Here is a 26,933-nt window from a genome sequence, read left to right as displayed (position 1 = left end):
GGTGCGCTCGCCCTACTCGGTGCTGACGGCCGACCGGGCTACGCCGGCGGAGCCGCCGTTCTCCCGCCCCGTTGCGGCGACTTCGGGTGCCATGCCCGCGCCGTCGGTGCCGGGGACTTCGGGCGCCGTGCCCGTCCCGTCGGTGCCTGCCCCGTCCGTGCCCGACCCGTCCGTGCCCGACCCGTCCGGTCCCGCCCCGGCCTCCTCGGCCGCCTTCACCCGGTCGCGGCGCTCCCGGCGCACCAGCACCACCCAGCCGACCGGTACCGCCGCGGCGAACAGCCACCACTGGATCGCGTACGCCATGTGCGGGCCGATGGAGTCGTGGTCCGGTTCGGGGACCAGCTCCGGCGTGCCGCCCGGCGGCTCGGGCGCGGTCTGCTCGATGTAGCCGCCGAGCATCGTCCGGCCGGTCCGCTCCGCCTGCTCCTTGCTGTTGATCAGCATCACCTGGCGGGGCGGCAGGCCCTTGGTGTCCTTGATGCCGCTGACCGCGGTGGTCTCGTCGGCCATCATCCGGCCGGTGACGGTGACCGTGCCCTTGGGGGCCGGCGGGACGTGGGGGAACTTGGTGAGGTCGTTGCCCGCCGAGATCCAGCCGCGGTTGACCAGCACGGCGTCGCCCTTGGCGAGGACCAGCGGGGTGAGCACGTAGTAGCCGATGGACTGTTCGTCGGCGGCGGTGCGCTGCCGGACCACGACCTCGTGGGCGGTGTCGTAGCGGCCGGTGGCGGTCACCGGGCGCCACATGTCGCGGTGCGGCAGGTCCCGTCCGGGGGCGGCCAGGTCGGTCACCGGGACCGGCTTCGCGGCCAGGCTGGACGCGATGAGCCGGTTCTGCGCCACCTTGTGCTCATGGCGGTGCAGCTGCCAGAAGCCCAGCTTGATCATGACGGGGATCAGCACGAGACCCACGAGGGTGAGGATCACCCACTGCCGGGACAACAGGAAGCGGTACACGGCTTCGACGGTACCTGGGGCGGTCCGGCCGCCCGGCGCCGGGTCCTGGAGCGCCGGCCGCCGCCCCGCGCTCACACCCGGTCGACGATGCCCACCCGCCCGTCCGACCGCGCGCAGTGCGCCCCGCAGTACCACTTGCCGTCGGCCTCGACGCCCTGGCCGATGATCTGGACCCGGCAGTGCTCACAGATCGGCGCCATGCGGTGGATGGCGCAGGAGAAGCAGTCGAAGACGTGCACCGCGCCCTGCGCGTGCACCTCGAACGTCATTCCGTAATCGTTTCCGCAGACCTCACAACGTGCCATGCGCCACAGCGTGCGGGCGGGGCGGGTGCGGGGCGAGGCGCCGGCGGGCGTGTTGGGCGGGCTTCACCCGGACGCAGGCGCGGACCCGGCCGGCGCGACGTCCTGCAGCAGCTGCATGAACGCCGCCTCGTCGATCACGACCGTGCCGTACGCGGCGGCCTTGGCGGTCTTGGAGGTACGGGCGTCCGGGTCGTTGGTGACCAGCAGGCTGGTCAGCCGGGACACGCTCGTGGCGACGTGCAGGCCGGCCTCGATCGCCCGGTCCTCCAGCAGCTCGCGGTCCACCGAGGTGTCACCGGAGAAGGCGACCCGCATCCCCTGGACGAGCCGCCCGCCCTCGACGTAGCGCCCCGGATTGGGGTACGGGCAGGCCGGCCGCTTACGGGACGGCCGCCAGGTGGACGGGCGGTAGGACGACGCGGCGGCGGTCCGGCGGGGGGCGGGGCTGTCCGACCACTCCGTGAGCGGCTGGCAGCTCAGCAGCGGCAGCCGGAGGTTCTCCCGGGCGGCCCGCCGCAAACTGGGGCGAAACGCCTCGGTCAACACCCGGGCGTCGTCCAGCGCGTGGTGGGCGCGCTCCTGGACGACGCCGTAATGGGCGGCCAGCGACTCCAGCTTGTGATTGGGCAGCGGCAGCCCCAGCTCCTTCGACAGCGCGATGGTGCACAGCCGCTGGCGGACCGGGGCGACGGCCGCGGCGCGGGCGTACTCGCGGGCGATCATCGACCAGTCGAACATGGCGTTGTGCGCCACCAGCACCCGGCCGTCGAGCCGCCGGGACAGCTCCGGGACGACGTCCGCGAAGAGCGGGGCGTCGGCGAGCACCGCGCTGGTGAGCCCGTGGATCCACACCGGGCCCGGGTCCCGCTGCGGGTTGACGAGGGAGTACCAGTGGTCCTGCACCTCGCCGTGTGCGTCGAGTTGGTACACGGCCGCGGAGATGATCCGGTCGTCCCGTGCCAGGCCCGTCGTCTCCACGTCGACCACCGCGTACCCCTCGGGGTACCCGGACGGCCAGGGAGCCGGCGGACCCGGTGGGGTCGATGGTCCCGGCTGCTGCCCGATCTTCGGCGCGATCGGGTCGGCTGCTGCCATGCGGTCTTCGAGCATGGTCCCTGAGGATACGGGCCCCCACCGACACCGGCCGAACCCGTACCGCCGCCGCAACCCGCCCGTACGGCCTGCATCCGGGCAAATCCGGCCCGATGGCGCGGGTTTGACGCCCCCGCCGTCCGATCCCCCCTCAGGTCGGCAGCAGCGACGACACCAGCGCCTCCAGCGCGACCGTGAACAGCCGCTCCGCGTCCGCCGGTGCGGCCAGGGCACGGGCCAGCGCCGGATCGTGTGCCGCGGCGGGGGAGTCCCACAGTTCGCCCTCGCTCGGGTGCTGCGCGGGTGACCGCTCGCGGGCCCGCTCGACCAGTACGAAGCCGACGACCTGGAACTGCACCGCGCGGACCGCCTCGGCGGCCGGCTCCCCGCGCAGCCCGGCGACGTGCAGCTCACGGACCAGCGCCTGCTGCGCGGGCAGGAACATCCGCTCCGTCAGGCCGCGTTCGTGCACCATCGCGATCAGCTGCGGCCGTTCGCGCAGCGCCGCGTACAGCGCCCGGCCGACCGAGACGATCCGGGCGTGCGGGGTGCGTCCGGCGGGCCGGATCTCGCCCATCTCCCGGACGGTGCGCTCGACCAGCGCGTCCAGCAGGGACTCGCGGTTGCCGACGTGCCAGTAGATGGAGGTGACGGCGGTGCCCAGTTCCGTGGCGAGCCGGCGCATGGTCAGCGCGGCCGGGCCGTGCTCCCGCACCAGCCGGGCGGCGGCCGCCAGCACCTCCTCGCCGGTCAGTCCGGTACGTGTCATGACCCTCACCCATCCCGTCAACTTCCCTTGTTCGCAAGGCCCTTTACCCTTCGTCCCGCGCGGTGTAACTGTGTTACAGGCGCCGATGGAACCCCCGGAAGGTCACGACCTGAGAAGGGCGGTACGGCATGGCACGCATACGCTACGGAGCCCGCACCGAGGCGGAGATCGCCGCCGCGCGCGCCACCGGCTCCCGGCTCCCCGACATCTGGTCCACCGGTGTGGTGGCGCTCTGGGAGAGTGATCCGGACGCGGTCGCGGCCGTGCTGCCGCCGCCGCTGAAACCCTCCGGACGCCCGCTGGTCCGGGCCACCATCAGCACCGTTACGCTGCCCGGCTATCCGCTCGGCGCCGGCTCGGTCGCGGTCGCCGCCGCGCACGACGGCGTGCCGGGCTGGTATCCGCTCGTCATGCCGATGACCCACGAGCGGGCCCTGACCGGCGGCCGGGAGGTCTTCGGGGAGCCCAAGAAGCTGGGCGAGGTGACCGTCGAGCGCGACGGCCTGACCGTACGCGCCGCGCTCGCCCGGCACGGCATCGCCTTCGTGGAGGTGCGCGGCGCGGTGAGCGGCGCCCTGCCGGTCCCCGACCCGGAGCCGAGGACGGACTTCTACTTCAAGTTCCTTCCCGCGGTGGACGGTTCGGGCTTCGACACCGACCCGGTGCTGGTGCACTGCGTGCGGCAGGAGAAGCACCGGACCCTGGAGCGGGTCACCGGCGACGTCGTCCTCCGGGAGTCGATGCACGACCCGGTCGCCGACCTCCCCGTCCGCACCCTCGTGGGAATCACCTTCGGCGAGAAGACCAGCGACCAGCGGGGCACGGTGGTCGCGCGGGTCGACCCGCAGGCCCTGCTGCCCTACGCCCACCAGCGGTACGACGATCCGCAGCAGATCCTCGACGGGCCGCCCGAGGGGAGCGTCTGATGGACCTGCGGGCGGGACAGGTCGCGGTCGTCACCGGCGCCGCGAGCGGCATCGGCCTCGCCCTGGCGAGGCGCTTCGCCGCCGAGGGGCTCAAGGTCGTCCTCGCGGACGTCGAGGAGGCGCCGCTGCGGGACGCCGCGGACGCGCTGACGGCCGACGGCGCGGAGGTCCTCGCGCACACCGTCGACGTCGGGGTGCGCGAGGAGGTGCACCGCCTCGCCGCCGCGGCGTACGACGCCTTCGGCGCGGTCCACGTGCTGTGCAACAACGCGGGCGTCGGCTCCGGCGCCGAGGGCCGCATGTGGGAACACGAGGTCAACGACTGGAAGTGGGCCTTCGCGGTCAACGTCTGGGGCGTCTTCCACGGCATCCAGGCCTTCGTGCCCCGCATGCTCGCGGGCGGTGCACCCGGGTACGTCGTCAACACCTCGTCCACCGACGGCGGTATCGCCCCGCTGCCGACCGCGTCCGTCTACGCCGTCACCAAGGCCGCCGTGGTGACCATGACGGAATCGCTCTACGCCCATCTGAAGGCGGAGGACGCGCCCGTCGGGACGTCGGTGCTCTTCCCGGGCCCGCACATGCTGCGCACCGGCCTGTGGGAGTCGCACCGCAACCGGCCGGCGCGGTACGCCAAGGAGAAGCCCCGCCGCACGCCCTACCGCAGCCTCGGCCAGTGGGAGGCCGCGATGAAGGAGGCCGGGCACGAGATCGCGTTCACACCGGTCGAGGAGGTCGCCGCATCCGTGGTCGCCGGCATCCGGGCCGACCGGTTCTGGATGCTGCCGCCCGGCGAGCACGGCGACCGGCAGATCAGGGCCCGGGCCCGGTCGATGCTCGACCGGTCCGCCCCGTCGTACCTCGAACGCTTCATCCTGGACTGAGGGGTGTGTGATGACCGACCAGGACCCGTACCTGATCATCTCCTCCGACTGCCACGCCGGGCTGCCCACCGAGGAGTACCGGCCCTATCTGGAGCGCCGGTTCCACCGGGCCTTCGACGAGTTCCTCGGGGAGCGCGGCGCCCGCCGGGAGGAGGCCACCCGCCTCGGCATCCGCAACGACGCCTTCGCCGCCCGCTGGTTCGCCGACCACGAGGAGGGCCTGCGCGGCGGCTGGGACCCGGCACAGCGCGTCAAGGAACTCGACGGGGACGGCGTCGCGGCGGAGGTGGTCTTCCCGGACGCGGACGCCGTGGACAGCCGGACCGCCGCGCCCTTCGGCGTGGGGCTCGGCCTCTCCGGCGACCAGGACCCCGACCTGGGCATGGCCGGGGCCCGGGCCCACAACCGCTGGCTCGCCGAGTTCGTCTCCGCGCACCCCGAACGGCACTGCGGCGTCGCCCTGTTGCCCGTGACGGCGGACCCCGGCGAGGTCGTCGCGGAGATCCACCGCGCCAGGGAGTCCGGCCTGGGCGCGCTGATGATCCCCGCCATGTGGGCGGACAAGGCGCCCTACCACGACCGCCGTTACGACCCCGTATGGGCGGCCGCCGCCGAGTGCGCGATGCCGGTGGTCACCCACTCCGGGGCCGCGCCCCGCCATGAATACGGCGACCACCTGGGCATCTTCGTCTCCGAGGTGACCTGGTGGCCGGCCCGCCCGCTGTGGTTCCTGCTCTGGTCCGGCGTCTTCGAACGCCACCCCGGCCTGAAGTTCGGCGTCGCGGAGTCGGGCTGCTGGTGGCTGCCGAACCTGCTGTGGTTCATGGACCGTCTCTACCTGGGCGCCCACGGCGGCAAGAAGCTCAGCCCCTTCGCGGAGCTGAAGCGTCCGCCCCACGAATACCTCGACCGCCAGGTGTTCGTCTGCGCCACCAACACCAAACGCCGCGAACTCGCCCAGCGCTACGAGATCGGCGTCGACAACATCCTCTGGGGCAGCGACTTCCCGCACCCCGAGGGCACCTGGCCGGACACCCGGAGGTGGCTGCGCGACACCTTCCACGACATACCGGTGGCCGAGACCCGCCGGATGCTCGGCCTGGCCGCGGCCGAGGTCTTCGGCTTCGACCCGGACGCGCTCGCCCCGCTGGCCCGCCGCTTCGGCCCGACACCCGCCGAACTCGGCCAGTCCGACGACCAGTCGGCGGTCGAGGCGGCCTGGGCCCGCTCCCGCGCCGCGGGCCGCCACTGGCTCACCGGCCACGACTTCCCGGTCCTGGGAACGGAGTGAGGACGATGACTGCACCGAGGGAAACCACCATGACGACCGAGGAGCGCTACACCGTCATCTCCGCCGACTGCCACGCCGGCGCCGACCTGCTCGACTACAAGCCGTACCTGGAGTCCCGCCACCACGACGACTTCGACGCCTGGGCGGCCACCTACGTCAACCCGCACGAGGACCTGCTCGCCGACACCGCCGACCGCAACTGGAACTCCGCCCGCCGGCTCGCCGAACTGGAGGCCGACGGCATCGTCGCCGAGGTCGTCTTCCCCAACACCATCCCGCCGTTCTTCCCCAGCGCCTCCCTCATGGCGCCGCCGCCCACCGGCACCGAGTTCGAGCTGCGCTGGGCCGGTCTGCGGGCCCACAACCGCTGGCTGGCCGACTTCTGCGCCGAGGCCCCCGGCCGCCGGGCCGGCGTCGCACAGATCCTCCTCCACGACGTCGAGCTGGCCGCACAGGAGGTCCGCCGCACCAAGGAGGCGGGCCTCACCGGCGGCGTCCTGCTCCCCGGCACCCCGCCCGGCTCCGGCCTCCCCGAACTCCACTCCGCGGTCTACGACCCGCTCTGGGCGGTCTGCGACGAGCTGCAGGTCCCGGTCAACCACCACGGCGGCTCCGCCTCCCCGCCGCTCGGCGACGAACCGGCCGCCCGCGCGGTCTTCATGGTCGAGACGACCTGGTTCTCGCACCGCGCCCTGTGGCACCTGATCTTCGGCGGAGCCTTCCGCCGCCACCCCGGCCTCCGGCTCGTCCTGACGGAACAGGGCTCCGGCTGGATCCCCGGCGTCCTGGACATGCTGGACTACTACCACGGCCGGCTGGTCGCCGCGGCGTCCCGGACCGCCACCACGGCGGAGTCCCGGTTCGGCGCGGGCCTGGACGCCACCATGGACGCCACCCCGGCCGCCGTCTGGCGCGACCACTGCTACGTCGGCGCCAGCTTCATGCGCCCGCACGAGGTCCCGCTGCGCCACCGCATCGGCCTCGACAAGATCATGTGGGGCAGCGACTACCCGCACGACGAGGGCACCCACCCCTACTCCCGCGAGGCCCTCCGCCTCGCCTACGCGGATCTCCCCCGCGACGAGACCGCCGCCCTGCTCGCCACCAACGCCGCCCACGTCTACGGCTTCGACCTCGCCCACCTGGCCCCCATAGCCGCCCGCGTCGGCCCCACGGTCACCGAACTCACCCGCCCCCTCGACAAGATCCCCCCGACCGCCACCAGCCCGGCCTTCGCCCCGGGCGGGTCGGTACGGGTGTGGTGAGGGGCGGGGCGGTGGACCACCAGGGGGAGAAGCGCCGCCGCCCGACCCGGCGTTGTCCACTATCTTTGCCCGCCTGACGAGCAAGGAGGCAGTCATGGCCGAGGTGCCCCCCGCCAATGACGAGGACGCCGGGGCCGCCGCCCGGGAGGCGTCCGACCCCCTCCCCGCAGGGGCAGATCGCGTGCGGCGCGCCCAGGCCCTCGTCGCGTCGCGCCGGCTGGCTCAGGACGGCGTGATCGACCTCGACCTGCTGATGGACAAGTGTCACTACCGGCCCAGGCCGGGACGGTGAGCGTCGTCTGCCCTCGCCCGCACCCCGGCCGGGACCGCCCGCCCGCCGTCACCCGCCCAGCACCCGTGCCTCCTCCGCCGTCTCGTGTGCCGTGCCGTCCGGGCCAAGGGTCACCCGGTGCAGGGTGGCGCCCGGGGTGCGGGTCACGACGTCCACCAGGCGGCCGGCGGAGAACAGGCCCGCCGCGCCGTCGTCGACGGCCCACCCCGCGGGCAGGGAGCGGTCCTTGACGGCCGCCAGGTAGCCGGGGCGGCGTTCCGGCTCGGTGTCGTAGTGCGGACACAGGCTGCCCGGCAGCAGGCCCAGGCCGTCGGTGAGCGGCGCCGGCGGGCCGAAGGAGTCGGAGAAGGCGCTCTCGAACCAGCAGCAGGCGCCCGCGCTGATGCCGCACAGCAGGACGCCGGCCGCGTACGCCTCGCGCAGCACCGCGTCCAGGCCGTGCAGCCGCCAGACGGCGAGCATGTTGGCGGTGTTGCCGCCGCCGACGTAGACGACGTCCTGCGCGAGGACGAAGGCCCGCAGATCGGTCACGGTGCGGCGGAACAGCTCCAGGTGGCTTCTCTCGCAGTCCCGGGCGGCGAAGGCAGTGTGGAACTTCTCGATGTAGCCGGGGGCGTCGCCGCTGGCCGTGGGCAGGAAGCAGACCTTCGGCCGCGGCCGCCCGGCGGCGGCCAGCACGAAGTCGTCGAGCAGGGTGTCGGGATCGTCGGAGAAACCGCCGCCGAGGACGGCGAGGGAGGGTGCGGTCGTCATCGGGCCTCACAGCATTCGCCGGCAACTGACATCACGTCTCACATACTTCTGAGTAACAACCCCTAGCGGCACCCCCGTCCACGCCCTTATGGTGCGGGACATGCCGCACCTGCCCGATGTCGTGTTGTGGTCCGTACCGGCCTTCGTCCTGCTCACCGTGGTGGAGATGGTGAGCTACCGCCTGCATCCCGACGAGGACGCGGCGGGCTATGAGGCCAAGGACGCGGCCACCAGCGTCGGCATGGGACTGGGCAGCCTGGTCTTCGACGCGCTGTGGAAGATACCCATCGTGGCGATCTACGCCGCGATCTACGAACTCACCCCGCTGCGCATCCCCGTGCTGTGGTGGACGCTGCTGCTGATGCTGCTCGTCCAGGACTTCTTCTACTACTGGTCGCACCGCGGCCACCACGTCATCCGCATCCTGTGGGCCTGCCACGTGGTGCACCACTCCAGCAAGAAGTTCAACCTCACCACCGCCCTGCGCCAGCCCTGGACGACCTGGACCGTCTGGCCGTTCTACGTGCCGATGGTCGCGCTCGGCGTGCATCCGGCCGTGATCGCCTTCACCTCCGGCGCCAACCTCGTCTACCAGTTCTGGGTGCACACCGAACGCGTCGGCAAACTGCCCCGCCCCTTCGAGTTCGTCCTCAACACACCCTCCCACCACCGCGTCCACCACGCCTCCCAAGGCGGCTATCTGGACCGCAACTTCGGCGGGATCCTGATCATCTGGGACCGGATGTTCGGCTCGTTCGTCCCCGAGACCGAGCGGCCCGTCTACGGCCTCACCAAGAACATCGAGACCTACAACCCGCTGCGGGTGGCCACCCACGAGTACGCCGCCATCGCCCGGGACGTACGGGCCGCGGACAGCTGGGCCGAGCGCGCCGGGCGGATCTTCCGCGGTCCGGGCTGGTCCCCGGCCGCCCGGCGGCCCGGGACCGACCCCGCCCCCGCAGCCTCCGCCCCCGCCTCGGTCGAGGAGACCGTCGCGTGACGCCCCGCCGGCCGGGGGCCGTCCGGCCCCTGCTGGCCGTGTTCGCCGTGCTCGCCGTCGTCCACCTCGGTGCGCTGCTCGCGGGCGCCACCCTCGTCGACCACCTCACCAAACCCGCCCTGATGCCGGTCCTCGCCGCATACGTCCTGGCCCGCGGCGGCCCCGTACTGCTCGCCGGGGCGCTGCTGTTCGGCTGCGGCGGCGACACCTTCCTCCAGATCGGCGGACACGGCGGAGGCGTGGTCTTCCTGGTGGGGATGGGCTCGTTCGCGGCCGGGCACGTCTGCTACCTGCTGCTGTGCGGCCGCCACGGCACCCCGCCGGGCGGCCGGGCCCGTACGGGTGCGTTCGCCGGCGGCTACGCCCTCGCGCTGGTCGCCACCGTCGCCCTGCTGTGGCCGGACCTCCCGGCCGACCTGCGGATCCCGGTCGCCGGATACAGCCTGCTGCTCACCGCGATGGCCTTCGGCGCGCTGCGCGCGGGCCCCTGGGCGGCGGCCGGCGGACTGCTCTTCCTGCTCTCCGACACCCTGATCGCCTCCGGTATCGCCCACTGGCCGCAGCTGCCGGCCCCGCAGTTCTGGATCATGTTCACGTATACGGCGGCGCAGTTCGCGCTGGCCGAGGGCGTGCTGAAGGCGGCGGCGGAACGGCAAGGGGCCGGGCGCCGAAGCACCCGGCCCCCGCAGACGGTCACCGCCTGAGCGGCTCGCGGCCGCGTCTCCCGGTGACGTCCGCGGTTACTTCTTCACCGCGTCGAGCGCGTCGACGATCCCGTAACCGAAGTGGCTGTTGATGTGCTGCGTGCCCGTGCAGGTGGTGTCACCCGTGGGGCAGCCGGGGTTGTCCGCCTGTGCCTTGAGGAGCCACTGGATCTCCTGCGGGCTGGACTTGGGGTGGGCGCTCTTCAGCAGCGCCGCGACGCCCGCCACGTGCGGGGTGGCCATGGACGTACCCGCCAGATAGGCCCAGTCGCCGCCCGGCATGGTGGAGAGGATGTTGCCGTTCTTGGCCGGCAGCTCGGGCACCTGCTTCGAGTCGCCGCCCGGCGCGGCCACGTCGATCTGGCCCAGGCCGTAGTTCGAGTAGCCGGACTTGAGCTTGTGCACACCGGTCGCCGCGACCGTCACCGTGCCCGGCAGCTGGGTGGGCACGTCCCAGCAGGTCTTGGGGTTGATGCTGCGCTCGACGGGCGTGGAGTCGTTCGGGCTGGACGCGTCGGGCAGCTTCGGGGCCGCGAGGTCGAGGTCGGAGTTGCCCGCGGCGGCGACGTTGAGCACGCCCTTGCGCGTCGCGTAGCTCGCCGCCCGGCCGACCGCGTCAACGATGGCGGCCTGGTCGGCGTCATCCTTGCAGTTGAACATCCACGGGTCGACGTAATAGCTGTTGTTGGTGACCGCCACGCCGTGGTCGGCCGCGAAGACGAAGGCGCACACCACGCTCTCGGCGTAGAACAGGCTCGTCTCCGGCTCGCTGACCTTGATGGCGGAGACCTTCACGCCCGGGGCGACACCGGCCACCCCGACGCCGTTGCGGGCCGCGGCGATCGTGCCGGCGACATGCGTGCCGTGGTAGTCGCTGGCCGGGTCCCAGGGCCGCCAGGCCCCCTTGGACGTATCGGCCACGCCGCCCACGCAGTTGGCGGACTGCCGGGCGGAGAAGTTGGGCTTCAGGTCCGGGTGGGTGTCGTCCACGCCGGTGTCGATGACGGCGACGGTGACGTTCCGGCTGCCGGGGTTCACCTTCGCGGCCCGGTCGGCCTTGATGGCGGGGAGGTCCCACTGCAGCGGTTCGAGTGGCTCGCCGCCCTTCGCCTTGGCGGCCTTGCCGGCCGCCGCGAGCTGCGATGTGGACAGGTCCACCTTCTGCGGCTTGCCGACGTCGGTGGTGCCCGACGCCTTCAGCGGCGCGGTCCGGGTCGCACCCGCCGACGCCACGCCCGGCACGGTGCGTATCGAGGCGGCGAACTGCGGATCGGCCGAGTGGACGACGATCACGCCTATCTTCTCGTGGGCGACGATCACCTTCCCGCCGGCCCGGGCTATCGCCTTCTCGACCTTGCCGACCGTGGCATGGCCGGGCGTGGTGTTGACGACGTACGAGAGCAGCGGGCCGTCGGCCGCGGCCGGGGCGTCCTGCGGCGCGGCGGTGGCCGCGGGGGAGAGGAAGCCGAGGGACGCCGTCAGAGCCAGCCCGAGCGGTACGGCCAGCGCCCGCATGCGTCTGGATCGGGGATGAGCCATGGGTACTCCACATCATCCGTGAGACCGCCCGTGCACGGGTTTGCGCACGGGCGGGTGCAATGAGACGTGAAGCTATCGGCGATCACTCGGGTGCAGCAATGGAATCCGGAGAAAAAACCGGGCGAAAACCGTACGGCGGCGGAGGTGGTACGGACCTGTGGCGACGGGGGGTTGACGTACCGTCATCCATGCCGGACCGTCAGTCGGTGCGGCGCAGCGTGGTGATGCTCAGCGGCGGCAGGGGGATCCGCCGGCCGTACCAGCGGCGCACGGCGGGGGCCGCACCCGGCCGGGGCTCCGACGGGACGATGACGAGCGGCGCCGGCAGCCGCACGCTGCCGTAGGGGCGCCGACGGGGAGCGGAGGGCTGCGGGGCCTGCTGGGGCGGCGGGTTCACACCGGGCTCAACGAAGCGCCCCGCGCGCGGTGGCGGGCGGTGCCGCCATCCGCCGCGTTTTTCCTCAGTTTTTCAACCAACGGCCCCCTGTCGGATCGGGTGCCACGGCTCTACCATGCGTGATCCACGTCACTTACGTGAGCTTTATCGTCGGCCTGGACCGGCCCGCGCAGCCGCCGGACCGGCCGGGAAAACCGCCCCCTCGCGTCAGGAGATCCCGTGAGCGCCGCACCGACCATCGATCCGGGGACGCACGAGCCGCCCGACTACCGACAGGTGCAGTCGAGCGCGGAATTCGAGGAACTCCGCCGCGCCCACCGCTCGTTCGCCTTCCCGCTCACCGTCGCCTTCGTCCTCTGGTACCTGGTGTACGTCGTGCTGTCGAGCTACGCCGGCGGTTTCATGGCCACCAAGGTCGTCGGCCACCTCAACGTCGCCTTCGTCCTCGGCCTGGCCCAGTTCGTCACCACCTTCCTCATCGCCTGGTGGTACTCGCGGTACGCCGCCCGCAGGCTCGACCCCAGGGCCGAGGCCATCAAGTCCCGCCTGGAGGCGGGCGCATGAGTACCCATCAGCAGCTGTCCGCGGTTTCGCTCGCGGCCGGCGGAGCGGGTGAGCACCGCCCCCTGATCATCACCCTCTTCGCCGTCTTCGTCGCCGCGACCCTCGCCCTCACCGTCTGGGCCGGCCGGCAGACCAAGGGCGCGGAGGACTTCTACGCCGGCGGCCGCCGGTTCAGCGGCTTCCAGAACGGCCTGGCCATCTCCGGCGACTACATGTCCGCCGCGTCCTTCCTCGGCATCGCCGGCGCCATCGCCCTCTTCGGCTACGACGGCTTCCTCTACTCCATCGGCTTCCTCGTCGCCTGGCTCGTCGCGCTGCTCCTGGTGGCCGAACCGCTGCGCAACTCCGGCCGGTTCACCATGGGCGACGTCCTCGCCTACCGGATGCGCCAGCGCCCGGTCCGCACCGCCGCGGGCACCTCGACCATCGTCGTCTCGATCTTCTACCTGCTCGCCCAGATGGCGGGCGCCGGGGCGCTGGTCACCCTGCTGCTGGGCATCACCAGCGAGACCGGCAAGGTCCTGGTCGTCGTCCTCGTCGGCATCGTGATGATCCTCTACGTGACCATCGGCGGCATGAAGGGCACCACCTGGGTCCAGATGATCAAGGCGGTGCTGCTGATCGCCGGCACCCTGCTGATCACGTTCCTGGTGGCGCTGAAGTTCCACTTCGACATCTCGTCGCTGCTCGGCGCCGCGGCGGAGAACAGCGGCAAGGGCGCCGCCTTCCTGCAGCCCGGCCTCAAATACGGCGCCACCGCCACCTCGAAGATCGACTTCATCTCGCTGGGCCTCGCGCTCGTCCTGGGCACCGCCGGCCTGCCGCACATCCTCATCCGCTTCTACACGGTCCCCACCGCCAAGGCCGCCCGGAAATCCGTGAACTGGGCGATCGGCATCATCGGCGTCTTCTACCTGATGACCATCGCGCTCGGCTTCGGCGCCGCGGCCCTGATCAAGCCCGCGGACATCGAGAAGCCGGGCAACACCGCCGCCCCGCAGCTCGCCGAGGTCATCGGCGGCGGCGCCGGATCCACCGGCGGCGCCGTCCTGCTCGCCCTCATCTCCGCCGTCGCCTTCGCCACCATCCTCGCCGTGGTCGCCGGCCTCACCCTCGCCTCGTCCTCGTCCTTCGCCCACGACATCTACGTCAACGTGCTCCGCAAGGGCGAGGCCACCGAGAAGGAGGAGATCGGCGCGGCCCGCTGGGCGACCGTCGGGATCGGCGCGGTCGCCATCGTGCTGGGCGTCTTCGCCCGCGGACTGAACGTCGCCGGCCTGGTGGCGCTGGCCTTCGCGGTCGCCGCCTCCGCCAACCTCCCGACGCTCCTCTACAGCCTGTTCTGGAAGCGCTTCACCACCCAGGGCGCGCTGTGGTCCATCTACGGCGGCCTGGCCTCGTCCGTGCTGCTCGTACTCTTCTCGCCCGTCGTCTCCGGCAAGGACACCTCGATGTTCCCCCGCGCGCACTTCGCCGTCTTCCCGCTGGAGAACCCCGGCCTGATCTCCATCCCGCTGGGCTTCCTGCTCGGCTGGCTGGCCTCCCTGCTCTCCAAGGAGGAGCCGGACGCCCAGAAGTACGCCGAACTGGAGGTCCGCTCCCTGACCGGCACCGGAGCGCACTGACTCCTTGAGCCATCCGTACGGGACCCGGGCGGGGCGGCGTCGTAGAGAGCTACGACGCCGTCCCGCCCACCTCGTGCTTCTGATCTCTGCTCACTGTCGGACCCATCGCGTAGTCTCGAAGACGTACTGATCCACCAGCGGACGACGTACCGGTCCGTCGCTCTCGGGGAGGGGGCCCTGTGCTCATCGACACCTACGGCCGCGTGGCCACCGACCTGCGGGTTTCGCTCACCGACCGGTGCAATCTGCGCTGCACGTACTGCATGCCGGAAGAGGGCCTGCAGTGGCTCGCCAAGCCGGACCTGCTCACCGACGACGAGATCGTCCGGCTGATCACGATCGCCGTGCGCGACCTGGGCATCGAAGAGGTCCGCTTCACCGGCGGCGAGCCCCTGCTCCGCCCCGGCCTGGTCGGCATCGTCGAGCGGGTCGCCGCCCTCACCCCGCGCCCCCAGATGTCGCTGACCACCAACGGCATCGGCCTGCAGCGCACCGCCCGGGCCCTGCGCGACGCCGGCCTGGACCGCGTCAACGTCTCCCTGGACACCCTCCGCCCGGACGTCTTCCAGGCCCTCACCCGCCGCAAGCGGCACGACGACGTCCTCCGCGGTCTGGCGGCGGCCCGCGACGCCGGCCTGACCCCGGTGAAGGTCAACACCGTCCTGATGCCCGGGCTCAACGACGACGAGGCCCCCGACCTGCTCGCCTGGGCCATCGCCCAGGACTACGAGCTCCGCTTCATCGAGCAGATGCCGCTCGACGCCCAGCACGGCTGGAAGCGCGACGGCATGATCACCGCCGGTGACATCCTCACCTCGCTGCGCACCCGCTTCGCGCTCACCCCCGAGGGCCAGGAGGCCCGCGGCGCCGCACCCGCCGAGCGCTGGCTGGTCGACGGCGGACCGCACCGCGTCGGCGTCATCGCCTCCGTCACCCGCCCGTTCTGCCGCGCCTGCGACCGCACCCGGCTCACCGCCGACGGCCAGGTCCGCACCTGCCTGTTCGCCACCGAGGAGACCGACCTGCGCGGCGCACTGCGCTCCGGGGCGCCGGACGACGAGATCGCCCGGATATGGAAGCTTGCGATGTGGGGCAAGAAGGCGGGCTCCGGCCTGGACGACCCGTCCTTCCTCCAGCCCGAACGCCCGATGTCCGCGATCGGCGGCTGAGCCCGAAGACCCGCCCCGGCCGTCAGCGCCCGCCCGCCGACGCCTCCCACTCCCGCAGCGCCACCACGTCCTTGAGGAACCCGCGCACGCCGAGGAACTGCGACAGATGCTCCCGGTGCTCCTCGCACGCCAGCCACGTCTTGCGGCGGTCCGGAGTGTGCAGCTTCGGGTTGTTCCACGCCAGCACCCACACGGCGTCGGCCCGGCAGCCCTTGGCCGAACAGATGGTGACGTTCTCGGCGGAGTTCGGGGAGTTCACGCCTCAACCCTACGTCCGCCCGCCCGGGCCGCCCGACCGGCCTGCGGACATGACGACGCCGGGCAGCCACGGGGGGAGCCGCCCGGCGTCGGTCCGTCGCTCCGACGGGGGATGCGGAGCGCGTACGCAGTATGTCACGGGGAATGGTGCGCGGTGCACCGGAACTCCATGATTGATCTGAGCTTTTCTTGAGCTTTGCAGACCGGTAGGCGATCAGCCGAGGTCGGAGTCGGATGCCGACGCGCCCGCCGCGGGCCGTTCCGGAACGGAATCCGCCGCACCGCTGCTCGGCCCCGGCGTCAGCATCGGCCGGCTCGGCCCCGCCACGAACGTCGACGGCAGCGAAGGGGCGTTCTCCCGGCCCGCGTTGGCGATCACTACCGCAATGTACGGCAGCGCCATGCCCAGCACCAGCGTGGCAATGGCGACCGGCCGTTCGACGTTCCACAGCACGACCGTCAGCAGCACCGCCACGGTCCGCACGCCCATCGAGATCACATACCGGCGCTGCCGGCCGCGCACGTCCTCGGTCAGCCCCTGCCGGGCCCCCGTGATCCGGAAGGTCTGGTCGCTGCTCTGCTTCCGCATCACGATGTCCACCACCTGCTTCGATTCCGCCGGAATATTCCCCGGTTTCCGGTCGGATTCCACGGTACGCCCAGGCTGCGCCGCATTCGAGACCGGGGCCCGCCCGCCCGGGCCGGCTCCGGCGTGCGCCGCGGCCGGGGCGGAGCGACACTGACGGGGCGACCCGCACGTGCGACCTCATGTGCACCGCGCCGTCAGAGGAGGCGACATGACGTGGTTGTGGGCCATCATTCTGGGCCTGGTCCTGGGCCTCATCGCCAAGGCCATCATCCCGGGCAAGCAGCGGATCCCGCTGTGGCTGACCATCATCTTCGGCATGCTGGGCAGCGTCCTCGGCAACTGGGCGGCCACCGGTCTCGGAGTCAATGAGACCAAGGGCATCGACTGGGTCCGCCACCTGCTGCAACTGGCGGGCGCGGTCCTTATCGTCGCCATCGGGGACCGGCTGTGGGCCTCCCTGCGCGGCCATCGCAGACACGCGACCTGAGAAGAACACACAGACACCCGACGGAGAAGACGGCGGGGCGGCCGGCGCGCACCATGCGCACCGGCCGCCCCGCCGTACGGCTTCCTCAGCGGCCCTGGAGGTGGGCCAGCTTCCGCCCCGCCTTGAGGTACACGTCCCCGGCCGCCTCCGCCAGCTTCTCGGCCAGCACCTCGGCCAACGGACGGATCGCATCGGCCTCCGCCAGCACCACCGTCTGCTGACCGCCCTCGCCCTCCACGACCAGCCGCAGCGCGTTCTGCTTGGCCAGCCGCCGGGCCGCCGAGGCGCTCGGCGTGAACTCCAGCACCTTGCTCAGCACCGTCGCCACCGTCTCCGCGCCGTGCTCGGCGACCTCGACGACCGGCAGCGACTCCACGTCGGAGAACGACTTCTTGGAGAACTGCGCGACGAACCCGCCCCGCGCCGCCATCGCCGCGTCCAGGCCGTACAGCGCCGCCACCACCTCACCCGCGAGGATCTTCTTCAGGTCCATCGGGTGCAGCGAGCGGTCCGTGACCCGGCCCAGGGCGAGCGCGATCTCCTCGTCCGTCCACTCCGTCCAGGCCTTCAGGTACGGCTCCATCAGCCGGTCCGGCACCGACATGATCTTGCCGAAGACGTCGTCGGCGGGCGCGCTCAGCCCGACGTAATTGCCCTTGGACTTGGACATCTTGGCGCCGGTGCCGTCCGTGCCCTCGATCAGCGGCATGGTCACCACCAGCTGCGGCCGCTGCCCGCGCAGCTCCATCAGCTTCCGGCCCATCTGCAGATTGAGCAGCTGGTCCGAACCGCCCAGCTCCACGTCGCACTCCAGCGCCACCGAGTCCAGGCCCTGCGCGATCGGGTACAGCAGCTCGGTCATGGTCAGCCCCGAACCGGCCGCGAGCCGGTTGCGGAAGTCCTCGCGCTGCAGCAGCTGCGAGGCCGGCACCTGTGCGAGCAGCGACAGCAGCTCCGGGAAGGTGTACGGCGCCAGCCACTCGCTGTTCTGCCGGAAGCTGACCTTCTCGAAGTCGAAGAACGGGCGGACCTGTTCGCGGTACGTCGCGAGGTTGTGCGCGATGTCCTCGTCGGTCAGCGGCGGCCGCTCGGCCGTACGGCCCGACGGGTCACCGATCTTGGCGGTGAAGTCACCGATGATCAGCGTGACGTCATGGCCCAGCCGCTGGAACCGGCTCAGCACGATCAGCGGAACCGCATGTCCCAGATGCACATCGGTCGCCGTCGGGTCGATGCCCAGCTTGATGTGCAGCCCCTTGCCGGCCGCCCGGCGCTCCTCGATCCGCTCGGCCAGCTGCTCCACACCCGGAAGCACCTCGACCGTACGGGACGCGATCAGCTCGGCCTGCTCCTTGGCGGGCAGGTCCGTCAGGTCGAGATAACGCCGCGCGCCCGTCTCCTGGAGCAGCTCCCGGACCGTGGCGTCCGAGGAGAGGTCGGCGGAGAGCAGCGTACTGGCGCGGGCGACGGATTCGCCGAGGCGTGTCATGGCGTCCCTGATCGATCGTTGTTCCCGAAACGGGAGGACAGGCGCACAGTCTATTAGCCCCCTGTGACACTCCCGCTGCTGTGCCCGCGCGCCCGGCCGGGCGCCCGCTCACACGCCCCGGCTCACCGAGCTCATGTTGAAGTCCGGGATGCGCAGCGCCGGCATCGCCGCCCGGGTGAAGTAGTCGCTCCACTCCCGCGGCAGCGTGCGCTCCGTACGGCCCGCCTCCACCGCCCGGGACAGCAGGTCCACCGGCGACTCGTTGAACCGGAAGTTGTTGACCTCGCCGGTCACCTCGCCGTTCTCGACCAGGTAGACCCCGTCCCGGGTCAGCCCGGTCAGCAGCAGCGTCGCCGGGTCCACCTCGCGGATGTACCACAGACAGGTCAGCAGCAGCGCCGGCCCGTCGTGCCCGGCAGCGGCCACCATCTCCTCCAGCGAACGCGAACCGCCGCCCTCCAGAAGGAGGTTGTCGACACCGGGCGCCACCGGCAGCCCGGTCAGCCCGGCGCTGTGCCGGGTGGTGACCAGCCGGTTCAGCACGCCCTCGCGCAGCCATTCCGTGGCCGCCAGCGGCAGCCCGTTGTCGAAGACCGACGCGTCGTCCCCGGAGGAGTGCGCCAGCACGAACGGCGCGCACTCCAGGCCGGGCGCCCGCGGGTCGCTGCGCAGGGTCAGCGGCAGCTCGCTCAGCCGCTCACCGAGCCGGGTGCGGTCCGCCGGCCGGTCCGCCGGCCCGCCCTCGCTCCCGGCCGGCCGGGAGAAGACCGTACGTCCCTCCGCGGCGTCCCGCGCCCCGGAGGACCACATCTGGTAGATCAGCAGATCGGCGACCGCGGTCGGCGGCAGCAGCGTCTCGTACCGCCCGGCGGGCAGCTCCACCCGCCGCTCGGCCCGGGCCAGCCGCCGGCCCAGCTCGGCCTCCAGCTCCCGCGGGTCGACATCGGTGAAGTCACGGGTCGCCCGCCCCGCCCAGGCCGAGCGCGGCGCGGCCGCCGCACCGGGGGCCGGTGCCTTGGCGTTCAGCTCCAGCGTCCCGGTGGGCTGGTCGTGCCGCAGCCGCAGCCCGGCCGAGGTGCCCAGGTACGACGAGACCACGCCGTGCTGCGCGAAGCCGTACAGCTCGCGACCGGCCGCCCGGGCCTGCTTGAAGGCCTCACCCAGGGCCGGGGCGAACGCCGCGAACACCTCCGAAGAGGTCTCGGCCGGCGCGTCGGTGAAGTCCGCGGACGCCTTCTCGCCGCCCACCAGCGGCTGGGCGTCCTCGGCCGGACCGGCGTCCCGCGCCGCCGCCTCCGCCGCCCGCACCAGCGGCTCCAGCTCGTCCGCGGTCACCGCCGAGCGCGAGACGACCCCGGAGGCGGTGCCCTCCGCGCCGTTCATGGTCGCCACCACCGTGAGGGTCCGCCCCCGGGTGACACCGTTCGTGGTGAGCGCATTGCGCGCCCAGCGCAGATTGGCGTCGGAGTGCTCGTCGGCGATGACGACACACCCGTCGGCACGGGACAGCTCCAGAGCCCGCTCGACGATCTCGTGCGGCGCAGTGGTACGACGGGGCATCGACCGGCCTCCTGAAGGGTGGTCACGACGCTGACGCCCTCGAAGAGGGCCGACGGGCACCCGAGCTTATCGACCGGGCGGCGCGCTGCCAGGGGGCGTGACCGGGGGAGTCGCGTCGCGGACTTCACCGTGGGGAAGCACCCGGCTCAGTATGATGCGCCACCCTCAAGACGGCTCAACATGAGTGAAAGGGCGCTGCTCGCGTCGTTGCGGTTCTGCTCTTGCGTTTCCGTTCCTGATCTGTCCACCTCGCTGGTCATCACGTAATTCGCCTTACGGCCGGTGAGGTAGGTGTAATAGACGTCGACCTTTTCGCCATTTTCATCCAGGACCTGGTGGCCTTCCTCGGCCACCACTTCATCAAAACCTTTCAGCTCCGGAATGCTGATCTCGTGGACATTCTCAATCCGTGATTTTCCTGATTTTTGCGTCGGGCATCGCTGCAACGCCTCGCGCTGCTGAGACATGCGGTACCGGGCCGGGTCCGCAGCCTTGTAGACGGTGGTTCGTGCTGAGGTGAAGGCCGTCTTGTCGGATGTTCTGGACGAGCGCAACAGGGTAGCGAACGCATCATTGATCGACCGGACCGCCCAATCACAGTTCTGGTCGACGGAAATGTCGGTCAGATCGCGCGTCTCATACGGGTCTTCCGCCACATACCCGCTGCCCCAGTCTGCCGGCTTCAGCGTCACGCGATTCACGACGGTGCGGGCCGCCGCAGGTGAGTCGACGCTCGGAATGCTCGACGGCTCACCGGAATTCGCGTTGGGGGAGTAATCGCCGCCGGCGCTCAGAATGAAGGCGAGCGCGACCCCGATTCCCACGACGCCGATGCCGGCGCCGACGAGCACGGGCGGAGTGCGCCACCAGGGGCGTCGAGGGGGCGGGGTGCCGGGCACCGGGGTGTGCCCGGGCAGGGGGCCGCTCGGAGGGCCGGCAGGCGGGCCGGTCGGTGGTGGGGAGCTCACGTGCCTCATGTACCACCGGGGGTGGAGACGCTGAGCCGCTGAGCAGGAATTCACCTGACTGACCGGCGAAGCGCCGCCGACCGGGAGCAGGGGCGTCGACGCCCTCCCCGGCCGTGCCGGATGCCCGTCAGGCGCGGCCCGCCTCCGCCGAAGCGTTGAGGATGTTGACGTTCCGGAACAGCGCGGACGGGCAGCCGTGGGACACCGCGGCGATCTGTCCCGGCTGGGCCTTTCCGCAGTTGAAAGCCCCTCCCAGGACGTAGGTGCCGGGCCCGCCCACGGCCTCCATGGACCCCCAGAACTCCGGGGTGATGCCCTGGTAGGCGACATCCCGGAGCTGTCCGCAAAGACGCCCGTTCCGGATCGCGTACGCCCGCTGCTGGGTGAATTGGAAGTTGTACCGCTGCATGTCGATCGACCAGGAGCGGTCGCCCACCACGTAGATGCCGCGCTCCACGCCGGCGATCAGCTCCTCGGTGGACGGGCCGCCGGGCGCCGGCTGCAGGGACACGTTCGCCATCCGCTGCACCGGGACGTGGCCCGGCGAGTCCGCGTAGGCGCAGCCGTTCGACCGCGGGAAACCGGTCAACCTGGCGATCCTGCGGTCGAGTTGGTAGCCGACCAGGGTGCCTTCCCGGACCAGGTCCCAGGACTGCGCGGCCACCCCCTCGTCGTCGTAGCCGATCGTGGCGAGCCCGTGCTCGGCGGTGCGGTCACCGGTCACGTTCATCAGGGGCGAGCCGTACGCCAGCTTCCCGAGCTGGTCGAAGGTGGCGAACGAGGTGCCGGCGTAGGCCGCCTCGTAGCCCAGCGCCCGGTCCAGCTCGGTCGCGTGCCCGATCGACTCGTGGATCGTCAGCCACAGGTTGGACGGATCCACCACCAGGTCGTACCTGCCGGGCTCGACGCTGGGCGCGCACATCTTCCGGGCCAGGTGTTCCGGGATCCGGGCCAGCTCTCCGTCCCAGTCCCAGTGGCCGCCGGTCAGGTACTCCCAGCCGCGGCCCACCGGCGGGGCGAGGGTGCGCATCGAGTCGAAGTCGCCGCTTTCGGGGTTCACCGCGACCGCGGTCAGCTGCGGGTGCAGCCGGACGCGCTGCTGGGTGGTGCTGGTGCCCGCGGTGTCCGCGTAGAACTTGTTCTCCTGGACGGTCGTCAGCGAGGCGTCCGCGTGGGCCACGCCGTCGGCGGCCAGCAGCCGGGAGCTCCACTCCGCCAGCAGCTCCGTCTTCTCCGTGTCCGGCACCTCGAACGGGTTGATCTCGTACGAGGACACCCATGTACGGTCCGGATGCGCCGGCTCGTCCGCCAGCTCCACCCTCTCCTCGGAGCCGGCCGCCTTGATGACCTTCGCCGACAGCTTCGCCATCGCCACCGCCTGCGCGGCCACCCGCGCCGCGGCGTCCATCGTCAGGTCCACCCCGGACGCGAATCCCCACGCCCCGTCGTGCACCACCCGGACCGCGTACCCCAGATCGGTGGTGTCGGACGTCCCGGACGTCCGGGCGTCCCGCAGCCGCCAGGACGCCTCACGGACCCGTTCCAGGCGGAAGTCCGCGTGCGTGGCGCCCAGGGCACGGGCCCGGGCCAGCGCGGCGTCGGCCAGCGCGCGCAGCGGCAGCGCCAGGAACGATGCGTCGAGGGCAGGTGGTGCAGCGGCCAAGGCGTCCTCCCGTAGTCGGCGCCTGCATCATGCCCTGTGCCGGGCGCGCGGCCCAGAGGAACGGGTGCGTGGCACGGCGCGTCGGCCACCGAGGGTGGCGGTTCTGTGGGGACCCGACAGAGCGCGGCGCGCGCGGCTGTCCGTGCTCGATTCCCCGGAAGGGGCCCGTGACCGATAGTTTCGTATCGAACGCAGGACGGACAGAAAACGGAAAGGGTGATCTCTTGAGCCGCTCGGTTCTGGTCACCGGAGGTAACCGCGGCATCGGTCTCGCCATCGCCCGGTCCTTCGCCGAGGCAGGCGACAAGGTCGCCATCACCTACCGCTCGGGCGAGCCGCCCGCGGGATTTTTGGCCGTGAAGTGCGACATCACGGACAGCGAGCAGGTCGAGCAGGCGTACAAGGAGATCGAGGAGAAGCACGGTCCGGTCGAGGTGCTGGTGGCGAACGCCGGTGTCACCCGTGACCAGCTGCTGATGCGGATGTCCGAGGAGGACTTCACCTCGGTCCTGGAGACCAACCTCACCGGCACGTTCCGGGTGGTCAAGCGCGCCAACCGCGCGATGCTGCGGGCCCGCAAGGGCCGGATCGTGCTCATCTCGTCCGTGGTGGGTCTGATGGGCGGCGCGGGTCAGGCGAACTACGCCGCTTCCAAGGCCGGTCTGGTGGGCTTCGCCCGCTCGCTCGCTCGCGAGCTGGGCAGCCGCAACATCACCGTCAACGTCGTCGCGCCGGGCTTCGTCGACACCGACATGACCCGGGTGCTCACCGACGAGCAGCGGGAGAACATCGTCAAGCAGGTGCCGCTCGCGCGGTACGCGCAGCCCGAGGAGGTCGCTTCCTCGGTCCGCTTCCTGGCCTCCGACGAGGCCGCGTACATCACCGGAGCCGTCATTCCCGTCGACGGCGGATTGGGCATGGGTCACTGATCAGCATGAGTGGAATCCTCGCAGGCAAGCGCATCCTCGTGACGGGCGTTCTGACCGAGTCGTCCATCGCGTTCCAGGCGGCCAAGGTCGCCCAGAACGAGGGCGCCGAGGTCATCCTGACCGGCTTCGGCCGGCTCTCCCTGGTGGAGCGGATTGCCAAGCGCCTCCCCAAGGAGGCCCCGGTCATCGAGCTGGACGTCACCAACCAGGAGCACCTGGACGGCCTGGCCGACAAGATCCGCGAGCACCAGGGCGAGGGCGCCCGCCTCGACGGCATCGTGCACTCGATCGCCTTCGGTCCCCAGGGCGCCTTCAACTTCCTGGAGGCCGACTGGGAGGACGTGAGCACCGCGGTCCAGGTCTCGGCGTACTCCTACAAGTCGCTGACCATGGCCTGCCTGCCGCTCATGGAGCACGGCGGCGCGGTCGTCGGCCTCACCTTCGACGCGCAGATCGCCTGGCCGAAGTACGACTGGATGGGCGTGGCCAAGGCGGCGCTGGAGAGCACCAACCGCTACCTGGCGCGCGACCTCGGCCCCAAGGGCATCCGCTGCAACCTGGTCTCGGCCGGCCCGATCAAGTCGATGGCCGCCAAGTCCATCCCCGGCTTCGAGGAACTGGCGGACGTGTGGAACCACCGCGCCCCGATCGGCTGGGACCTGGCCGACCCGGAGCCGGCCGGCCGCGGCGTGGTCGGCATGCTGTCCGACTTCTTCCCCCGCACGACCGGCGAGATCGTCCACGTCGACGGCGGCGTCCACATGATGGGCGCCTGACGGCTCCGTCTTCCGTGGCGTACTTCCGTACTGCCCGCCCCGGTCGCCGGGGCGGGCAGTACGCGTTGTGGGCCCCGCGCTGTGAATCGTGAGCCGTGAGCCGTGGACTGTGGGTCTTGCGCTGTGAGTCGTGAAGCCCTGGACTGTGGGCCTCGCGCTGAGTCGTGGACCCCGGGCTGTGAGCCTTGCGCTGAGTCGTGAGCCCCGGACTGTGAGCCCCGCGCCGTGAGCCGTGAGCTCAGTGCCGGGGCCTTCTGCGGGAATACCTTCTGACCCCGGCTGGTTGTGGCCCCGCAGGGGGCCCTCGCGTCCCCTACGGGAACTGTTCGACCGCCCCTAAGGTCTCCGGCCCCCAGCCCCGCCCCGAGCCGTAAGGCCTTCAGGCCCCCAGCCCCCGCCTCCCCGCCCCTAGCGCTCCGCCGAGCTCTCCAAGGCCCCCGCCCGGCACCCGAAGGGATGGGTGCTGGCCTCGGCCGCGGCGCGTTCGCCGTCGCCCGCGCGGATCGCCTCCACCAGGCGGGAGTGGTCCATGTGCGCTTCCGGACGCAGCTCCTCACCGACGTCCGCCCGGAGGAAGTCGCGCAGCACGCCGCCGAGATCGGCATAGATCTCGGCCAGCACCTCGTTGTGCGAGGCGGACACGATGGCCATGTGGAGGTTTGCGTCCGCCTCCACGAACGCCTCCGCGGCACCGGACTCCCAGGCCCGCTCGCGCCGCTCCAGCAAGGCGTCGATCTGCCGCAGGTCCTGGTCCGTGCGGCGGCGGGCGGCCAGCCGGGCGGCGGCCGCCTCCAGGGCGCTGCGCAGCTCGGCGACGTGCCCCTGCTCGGCGGCGGCGAACCGGCGGTTCATCACCCCGGCCAGTTCACTGGTCGCCACCACGTAGGTGCCCGAGCCCTGCCGGATGTCCAGCAGCCCGTTGTGCGCCAGGGCGCGCACGGCCTCGCGGACGGTGTTGCGGGCCACCCCGAGCTGTTCGACGAGTTCCGGCTCGGTCGGGATGCGCGAGCCCACCGGCCACTCGCCGGAGGTGATCTGGGCGCGCAGCTGCGCGATCACCTGGTCGGCCAGCGCGGAGCGGCGGGGCGAGGTCAGAGGCGGCATGTCGGCGCTCCGGTGTGCAGGGGCGGACGGACGACGGCGGCGCGGCGCCCGGCGGGTCCTCCCGGCCCCCGGTGCCGGCCGGGACAGCAGAGGCTACCGACATCGGCTGCGACCTCGGCTGGACACGTATTCATCCCATGATTCTATGATGGAGCGCATGGCAGACGAAGACCTCGCGACCCTCGGCACCGAAACCGAGGCCCCTACGACCACCACCGCCCCGGCGCCCGACGGCCCCGGGGCGCAACCGGATGCCGCGGCGGGCGGCCGGGGGAGCGCCCCGGCTGCCGGGCGCTGGCTGCCGCGGATCGTGATCGCCGGTCTCGTCCTGGCGGCGCTCAACCTCCGTCCGGCCATCACCAGCCTCGGCGCGCTCCTGGAGGAGGTCCGCGACAGCCTCGGCATGAGCGGCACCCTCGCCGGGCTGCTCACCTCCGTACCGCCGCTGTGCTTCGCGGTCTTCGGGATCGCGGCGCCCCGGCTGGCCCGACGCTGGGGGCCCGGCGCGATCGTCTGCGCGGGCATGGCCGCGATCGCCGTCGGCGTCGTGGTGCGGCCGTACGCCGGCGGCACCGGCGGTTTCCTCGCCGCCAGCGCGCTCGCCCTGGCCGGCATCGCGGTCAGCAACGTGCTGATGCCGGTCGTGATCAAAAGCTGGTTCCCGGACCGGGTCGGCCCGCTCACCGGGCTGTACTCGATGGCGCTGGCCCTGGGCACCTCGCTCGCCGCGGCGGTCACCGTGCCCATGACCCAGGCGCTGGGCGGCAGTTGGCGCACCGGGCTGGCCGTGTGGGCGGTGCTCGCCGCGGTCGCCGTGCTGCCGTGGCTCGCCGTCGTACGGCAGCGCGCCACGGCCTCCGGGCCGGCCGCTGGCGGCGCCGCGCACACCGGGCGGGCCCCGCTGCGGATCACCTCGTCGCCGACCGCCTGGGCGCTCGCCGTCTTCTTCGGCCTCCAGGCGACCGCCGCGTACATCACCATGGGCTGGATGCCGCAGATCTTCCGCGACGCCGGGGTCTCGGCGCAGACCGCGGGGGTGCTGCTCGCGGTCACCATGGCGATGGGCGTCCCGCTGTCCTTCGTACTGCCCCGGCTGGCGACCCGGATGCGGCATCAGGGTCCGATCGCGGTGCTCCTGGGGTTGTGCGGTCTGGCCGGCTATACGGGCCTGTGGCTGGCGCCGGCCGCCGGGGCCTGGGCCTGGGCGCTGCTGATGGGCATCTCCAACTGCTCGTTCCCGCTCGCCCTGACCATGATCGGCATGCGCTCGACCAGCTCCGCGGGCGTCGTCAAGCTGTCCGCCTTCGTCCAGAGCGTCGGCTATCTGATCTCCATCCCCGGCCCGCTGCTGGTCGGCACGCTCTACCAGCACAGCGGCGGCTGGGGCCTGCCGATCGCCCTGATGGCGGGGCTGATGGTGCCGCAGATCGCGGTCGGCGTGCTGGCCGGCCGGGACCGCCGGATCGAGGACGAGGCGTGAGCGCCGGGCGGGGGGGCGGGCCCCCGGGGCCGCCCCCCGACGCCGGGGGCGCACAAGGGCCCAACGCAAGAGGGAAACACAAACCCACAGAAGAG

Annotated in this window: 28 protein-coding genes; 14 read left to right on the top strand and 14 right to left on the bottom strand. The window is 71.9% G+C overall.

From position 1 onward, the window contains the following. Positions 1-12: 12 nt before the first annotated feature. From AB0G35_RS00140 to AB0G35_RS00125, 4 genes are all read right to left on the bottom strand, one after another. Entirely contained in the window at positions 13-960 is a 948-nt protein-coding gene (locus tag AB0G35_RS00140; RefSeq protein WP_360941140.1) for an SURF1 family protein, read from the bottom strand. Positions 961-1,031: 71 nt separating this feature from the next. Beyond that, on the bottom strand, positions 1,032-1,265 hold the full coding sequence (locus tag AB0G35_RS00135) for a hypothetical protein (protein WP_077192103.1): 234 nt from the start codon (positions 1,263-1,265) through the stop codon (positions 1,032-1,034). A 63-nt stretch (positions 1,266-1,328) separates the two neighbouring features. Continuing rightward, positions 1,329-2,375, bottom strand: coding sequence for a DEDDh family exonuclease (locus tag AB0G35_RS00130; RefSeq protein WP_360941137.1), 1,047 nt, complete (start codon positions 2,373-2,375; stop codon positions 1,329-1,331). A gap of 133 nt (positions 2,376-2,508) precedes the next feature. Next, positions 2,509-3,126, bottom strand: a complete 618-nt coding sequence (locus AB0G35_RS00125) for a helix-turn-helix domain-containing protein (protein ID WP_360941134.1) — start codon at positions 3,124-3,126, stop codon at positions 2,509-2,511. A gap of 128 nt (positions 3,127-3,254) precedes the next feature. Here AB0G35_RS00125 and AB0G35_RS00120 point away from each other — a divergent pair, with 128 nt between their 5' ends. From AB0G35_RS00120 to AB0G35_RS00100, 5 genes are all read left to right on the top strand, one after another. Beyond that, on the top strand, positions 3,255-4,052 hold the full coding sequence (locus AB0G35_RS00120; RefSeq protein WP_360941131.1) for an acetoacetate decarboxylase family protein: 798 nt from the start codon (positions 3,255-3,257) through the stop codon (positions 4,050-4,052). Further along, on the top strand, positions 4,052-4,936 hold the full coding sequence (locus tag AB0G35_RS00115) for an SDR family NAD(P)-dependent oxidoreductase (protein ID WP_360941128.1): 885 nt from the start codon (positions 4,052-4,054) through the stop codon (positions 4,934-4,936). Before AB0G35_RS00120 ends, AB0G35_RS00115 begins: the two co-directional genes overlap by 1 nt. A 10-nt stretch (positions 4,937-4,946) precedes the next feature. Further along, on the top strand, positions 4,947-6,227 hold the full coding sequence (locus tag AB0G35_RS00110; RefSeq protein ID WP_360941125.1) for an amidohydrolase family protein: 1,281 nt from the start codon (positions 4,947-4,949) through the stop codon (positions 6,225-6,227). A 5-nt stretch (positions 6,228-6,232) separates the two neighbouring features. After that, positions 6,233-7,492 (top strand): amidohydrolase family protein, encoded by a 1,260-nt coding sequence (locus tag AB0G35_RS00105; RefSeq protein WP_360941122.1) that lies wholly within the window; start codon positions 6,233-6,235, stop codon positions 7,490-7,492. Positions 7,493-7,586: 94 nt separating this feature from the next. Further along, entirely contained in the window at positions 7,587-7,784 is a 198-nt protein-coding gene (locus AB0G35_RS00100; protein ID WP_360941119.1) for a type II toxin-antitoxin system VapB family antitoxin, read from the top strand. 48 nt (positions 7,785-7,832) lie between these two features. Here the strand turns inward: AB0G35_RS00100 and AB0G35_RS00095 are convergent, their stop codons facing one another. After that, on the bottom strand, positions 7,833-8,537 hold the full coding sequence (locus AB0G35_RS00095; protein WP_360941116.1) for a peptidase E: 705 nt from the start codon (positions 8,535-8,537) through the stop codon (positions 7,833-7,835). A 100-nt stretch (positions 8,538-8,637) separates the two neighbouring features. Between AB0G35_RS00095 and AB0G35_RS00090 the strand changes: the two genes are divergently transcribed. Next, positions 8,638-9,537: a sterol desaturase family protein gene (locus AB0G35_RS00090; RefSeq protein WP_360941113.1), complete on the top strand. Its 900-nt coding sequence runs from the start codon at positions 8,638-8,640 to the stop codon at positions 9,535-9,537. After that, positions 9,534-10,241 (top strand): lysoplasmalogenase, encoded by a 708-nt coding sequence (locus AB0G35_RS00085; RefSeq protein ID WP_360941110.1) that lies wholly within the window; start codon positions 9,534-9,536, stop codon positions 10,239-10,241. The genes AB0G35_RS00090 and AB0G35_RS00085 overlap by 4 nt, the downstream gene beginning before the upstream one ends. A 36-nt stretch (positions 10,242-10,277) precedes the next feature. On the opposite strand, the gene AB0G35_RS00080 is transcribed toward AB0G35_RS00085, so the two are convergent. Then, entirely contained in the window at positions 10,278-11,780 is a 1,503-nt protein-coding gene (locus tag AB0G35_RS00080; RefSeq protein ID WP_360941107.1) for a S8 family serine peptidase, read from the bottom strand. 199 nt (positions 11,781-11,979) lie between these two features. Then, positions 11,980-12,177, bottom strand: a complete 198-nt coding sequence (locus AB0G35_RS00075) for a hypothetical protein (protein ID WP_360941104.1) — start codon at positions 12,175-12,177, stop codon at positions 11,980-11,982. Between the two features lie 219 nt (positions 12,178-12,396). On the opposite strand from AB0G35_RS00075, the gene AB0G35_RS00070 reads away from it, so the two are divergent. From AB0G35_RS00070 to moaA, 3 genes are all read left to right on the top strand, one after another. Beyond that, positions 12,397-12,741: a DUF485 domain-containing protein gene (locus AB0G35_RS00070; RefSeq protein WP_360941101.1), complete on the top strand. Its 345-nt coding sequence runs from the start codon at positions 12,397-12,399 to the stop codon at positions 12,739-12,741. Then, a complete protein-coding gene (locus AB0G35_RS00065; protein WP_360941098.1) occupies positions 12,738-14,366 on the top strand; it encodes a cation acetate symporter in 1,629 nt (542 codons plus the stop codon). Before AB0G35_RS00070 ends, AB0G35_RS00065 begins: the two co-directional genes overlap by 4 nt. 179 nt (positions 14,367-14,545) lie before the next feature. Continuing rightward, positions 14,546-15,535, top strand: a complete 990-nt coding sequence (moaA, locus tag AB0G35_RS00060) for a GTP 3',8-cyclase MoaA (RefSeq protein WP_360941095.1) — start codon at positions 14,546-14,548, stop codon at positions 15,533-15,535. A 22-nt stretch (positions 15,536-15,557) separates the two neighbouring features. Here moaA and AB0G35_RS00055 read toward each other — a convergent pair whose 3' ends face one another. Together AB0G35_RS00055 and AB0G35_RS00050 are read right to left on the bottom strand one after the other, a co-directional pair. Then, positions 15,558-15,794 (bottom strand): hypothetical protein, encoded by a 237-nt coding sequence (locus tag AB0G35_RS00055; protein WP_360941092.1) that lies wholly within the window; start codon positions 15,792-15,794, stop codon positions 15,558-15,560. 213 nt (positions 15,795-16,007) lie between these two features. Then, positions 16,008-16,382, bottom strand: coding sequence for a DUF3099 domain-containing protein (locus AB0G35_RS00050; protein WP_360941089.1), 375 nt, complete (start codon positions 16,380-16,382; stop codon positions 16,008-16,010). A 208-nt stretch (positions 16,383-16,590) separates the two neighbouring features. Between AB0G35_RS00050 and AB0G35_RS00045 the strand changes: the two genes are divergently transcribed. After that, positions 16,591-16,869 carry a GlsB/YeaQ/YmgE family stress response membrane protein gene (locus tag AB0G35_RS00045; protein ID WP_360941086.1) on the top strand — a complete coding sequence of 93 codons (279 nt, stop codon included), beginning with the start codon at positions 16,591-16,593 and terminating at the stop codon, positions 16,867-16,869. An 85-nt stretch (positions 16,870-16,954) separates the two neighbouring features. On the opposite strand, the gene tyrS is transcribed toward AB0G35_RS00045, so the two are convergent. The 4 genes from tyrS to AB0G35_RS00025 all read right to left on the bottom strand — a co-directional run bounded on the left by tyrS (position 16,955) and on the right by AB0G35_RS00025 (position 22,549). Then, complete coding sequence (gene tyrS / locus AB0G35_RS00040; protein ID WP_360941083.1) at positions 16,955-18,358, bottom strand: tyrosine--tRNA ligase; 1,404 nt, start codon at positions 18,356-18,358, stop codon at positions 16,955-16,957. Positions 18,359-18,466: 108 nt separating this feature from the next. Further along, positions 18,467-19,918, bottom strand: a complete 1,452-nt coding sequence (locus AB0G35_RS00035) for a metallopeptidase TldD-related protein (RefSeq protein WP_360941080.1) — start codon at positions 19,916-19,918, stop codon at positions 18,467-18,469. Between the two features lie 146 nt (positions 19,919-20,064). After that, positions 20,065-20,769 carry a hypothetical protein gene (locus AB0G35_RS00030; protein WP_360941077.1) on the bottom strand — a complete coding sequence of 235 codons (705 nt, stop codon included), beginning with the start codon at positions 20,767-20,769 and terminating at the stop codon, positions 20,065-20,067. 244 nt (positions 20,770-21,013) lie between these two features. After that, positions 21,014-22,549 (bottom strand): TldD/PmbA family protein, encoded by a 1,536-nt coding sequence (locus AB0G35_RS00025; RefSeq protein WP_360941074.1) that lies wholly within the window; start codon positions 22,547-22,549, stop codon positions 21,014-21,016. Positions 22,550-22,773: 224 nt separating this feature from the next. Between AB0G35_RS00025 and fabG the strand changes: the two genes are divergently transcribed. Both fabG and fabI read left to right on the top strand, forming a co-directional pair. After that, positions 22,774-23,478, top strand: coding sequence for a 3-oxoacyl-[acyl-carrier-protein] reductase (gene fabG, locus AB0G35_RS00020; protein WP_030411678.1), 705 nt, complete (start codon positions 22,774-22,776; stop codon positions 23,476-23,478). 5 nt (positions 23,479-23,483) lie between these two features. Then, on the top strand, positions 23,484-24,254 hold the full coding sequence (fabI, locus tag AB0G35_RS00015) for an enoyl-ACP reductase FabI (RefSeq protein ID WP_360941071.1): 771 nt from the start codon (positions 23,484-23,486) through the stop codon (positions 24,252-24,254). 408 nt (positions 24,255-24,662) lie between these two features. On the opposite strand, the gene AB0G35_RS00010 is transcribed toward fabI, so the two are convergent. Then, positions 24,663-25,358 (bottom strand): FCD domain-containing protein, encoded by a 696-nt coding sequence (locus AB0G35_RS00010; RefSeq protein WP_360941068.1) that lies wholly within the window; start codon positions 25,356-25,358, stop codon positions 24,663-24,665. A 157-nt stretch (positions 25,359-25,515) separates the two neighbouring features. On the opposite strand from AB0G35_RS00010, the gene AB0G35_RS00005 reads away from it, so the two are divergent. Next, the gene (locus AB0G35_RS00005) at positions 25,516-26,838 is read left to right on the top strand and encodes an MFS transporter (RefSeq protein WP_360941065.1); all 1,323 of its coding nucleotides are present in this window, start codon (positions 25,516-25,518) and stop codon (positions 26,836-26,838) included. Positions 26,839-26,933 lie beyond the last annotated feature (95 nt).

Source organism: Streptomyces sp. NPDC021749 (assembly GCF_040640655.1).
Lineage (GTDB): Bacteria > Actinomycetota > Actinomycetes > Streptomycetales > Streptomycetaceae > Streptomyces.
The sequence above is the reverse complement of the archived record's forward strand: the minus strand, read 5'-3'. Positions and strand labels throughout refer to the sequence as shown.

What these genes read in the sequence shown, in the direction of transcription:
- AB0G35_RS00135 (WP_077192103.1), bottom strand. Translation starts at nt 1,265, where the DNA reads ATGGCACGTTGTGAGGTCTGCGGAAACGATTACGGAATGACGTTCGAG.
- AB0G35_RS00130 (WP_360941137.1), bottom strand. Translation starts at nt 2,375, where the DNA reads ATGCTCGAAGACCGCATGGCAGCAGCCGACCCGATCGCGCCGAAGATC.
- AB0G35_RS00125 (WP_360941134.1), bottom strand. Translation starts at nt 3,126, where the DNA reads ATGACACGTACCGGACTGACCGGCGAGGAGGTGCTGGCGGCCGCCGCC.
- AB0G35_RS00120 (WP_360941131.1), top strand. Translation starts at nt 3,255, where the DNA reads ATGGCACGCATACGCTACGGAGCCCGCACCGAGGCGGAGATCGCCGCC.
- AB0G35_RS00115 (WP_360941128.1), top strand. Translation starts at nt 4,052, where the DNA reads ATGGACCTGCGGGCGGGACAGGTCGCGGTCGTCACCGGCGCCGCGAGC.
- AB0G35_RS00110 (WP_360941125.1), top strand. Translation starts at nt 4,947, where the DNA reads ATGACCGACCAGGACCCGTACCTGATCATCTCCTCCGACTGCCACGCC.
- AB0G35_RS00105 (WP_360941122.1), top strand. Translation starts at nt 6,233, where the DNA reads ATGACTGCACCGAGGGAAACCACCATGACGACCGAGGAGCGCTACACC.
- AB0G35_RS00100 (WP_360941119.1), top strand. Translation starts at nt 7,587, where the DNA reads ATGGCCGAGGTGCCCCCCGCCAATGACGAGGACGCCGGGGCCGCCGCC.
- AB0G35_RS00095 (WP_360941116.1), bottom strand. Translation starts at nt 8,537, where the DNA reads ATGACGACCGCACCCTCCCTCGCCGTCCTCGGCGGCGGTTTCTCCGAC.
- AB0G35_RS00090 (WP_360941113.1), top strand. Translation starts at nt 8,638, where the DNA reads ATGCCGCACCTGCCCGATGTCGTGTTGTGGTCCGTACCGGCCTTCGTC.
- AB0G35_RS00080 (WP_360941107.1), bottom strand. Translation starts at nt 11,780, where the DNA reads ATGGCTCATCCCCGATCCAGACGCATGCGGGCGCTGGCCGTACCGCTC.
- AB0G35_RS00065 (WP_360941098.1), top strand. Translation starts at nt 12,738, where the DNA reads ATGAGTACCCATCAGCAGCTGTCCGCGGTTTCGCTCGCGGCCGGCGGA.
- AB0G35_RS00050 (WP_360941089.1), bottom strand. Translation starts at nt 16,382, where the DNA reads ATGCGGAAGCAGAGCAGCGACCAGACCTTCCGGATCACGGGGGCCCGG.
- AB0G35_RS00045 (WP_360941086.1), top strand. Translation starts at nt 16,591, where the DNA reads ATGACGTGGTTGTGGGCCATCATTCTGGGCCTGGTCCTGGGCCTCATC.
- tyrS (WP_360941083.1), bottom strand. Translation starts at nt 18,358, where the DNA reads ATGACACGCCTCGGCGAATCCGTCGCCCGCGCCAGTACGCTGCTCTCC.
- AB0G35_RS00035 (WP_360941080.1), bottom strand. Translation starts at nt 19,918, where the DNA reads ATGCCCCGTCGTACCACTGCGCCGCACGAGATCGTCGAGCGGGCTCTG.
- fabI (WP_360941071.1), top strand. Translation starts at nt 23,484, where the DNA reads ATGAGTGGAATCCTCGCAGGCAAGCGCATCCTCGTGACGGGCGTTCTG.
- AB0G35_RS00010 (WP_360941068.1), bottom strand. Translation starts at nt 25,358, where the DNA reads ATGCCGCCTCTGACCTCGCCCCGCCGCTCCGCGCTGGCCGACCAGGTG.
- AB0G35_RS00005 (WP_360941065.1), top strand. Translation starts at nt 25,516, where the DNA reads ATGGCAGACGAAGACCTCGCGACCCTCGGCACCGAAACCGAGGCCCCT.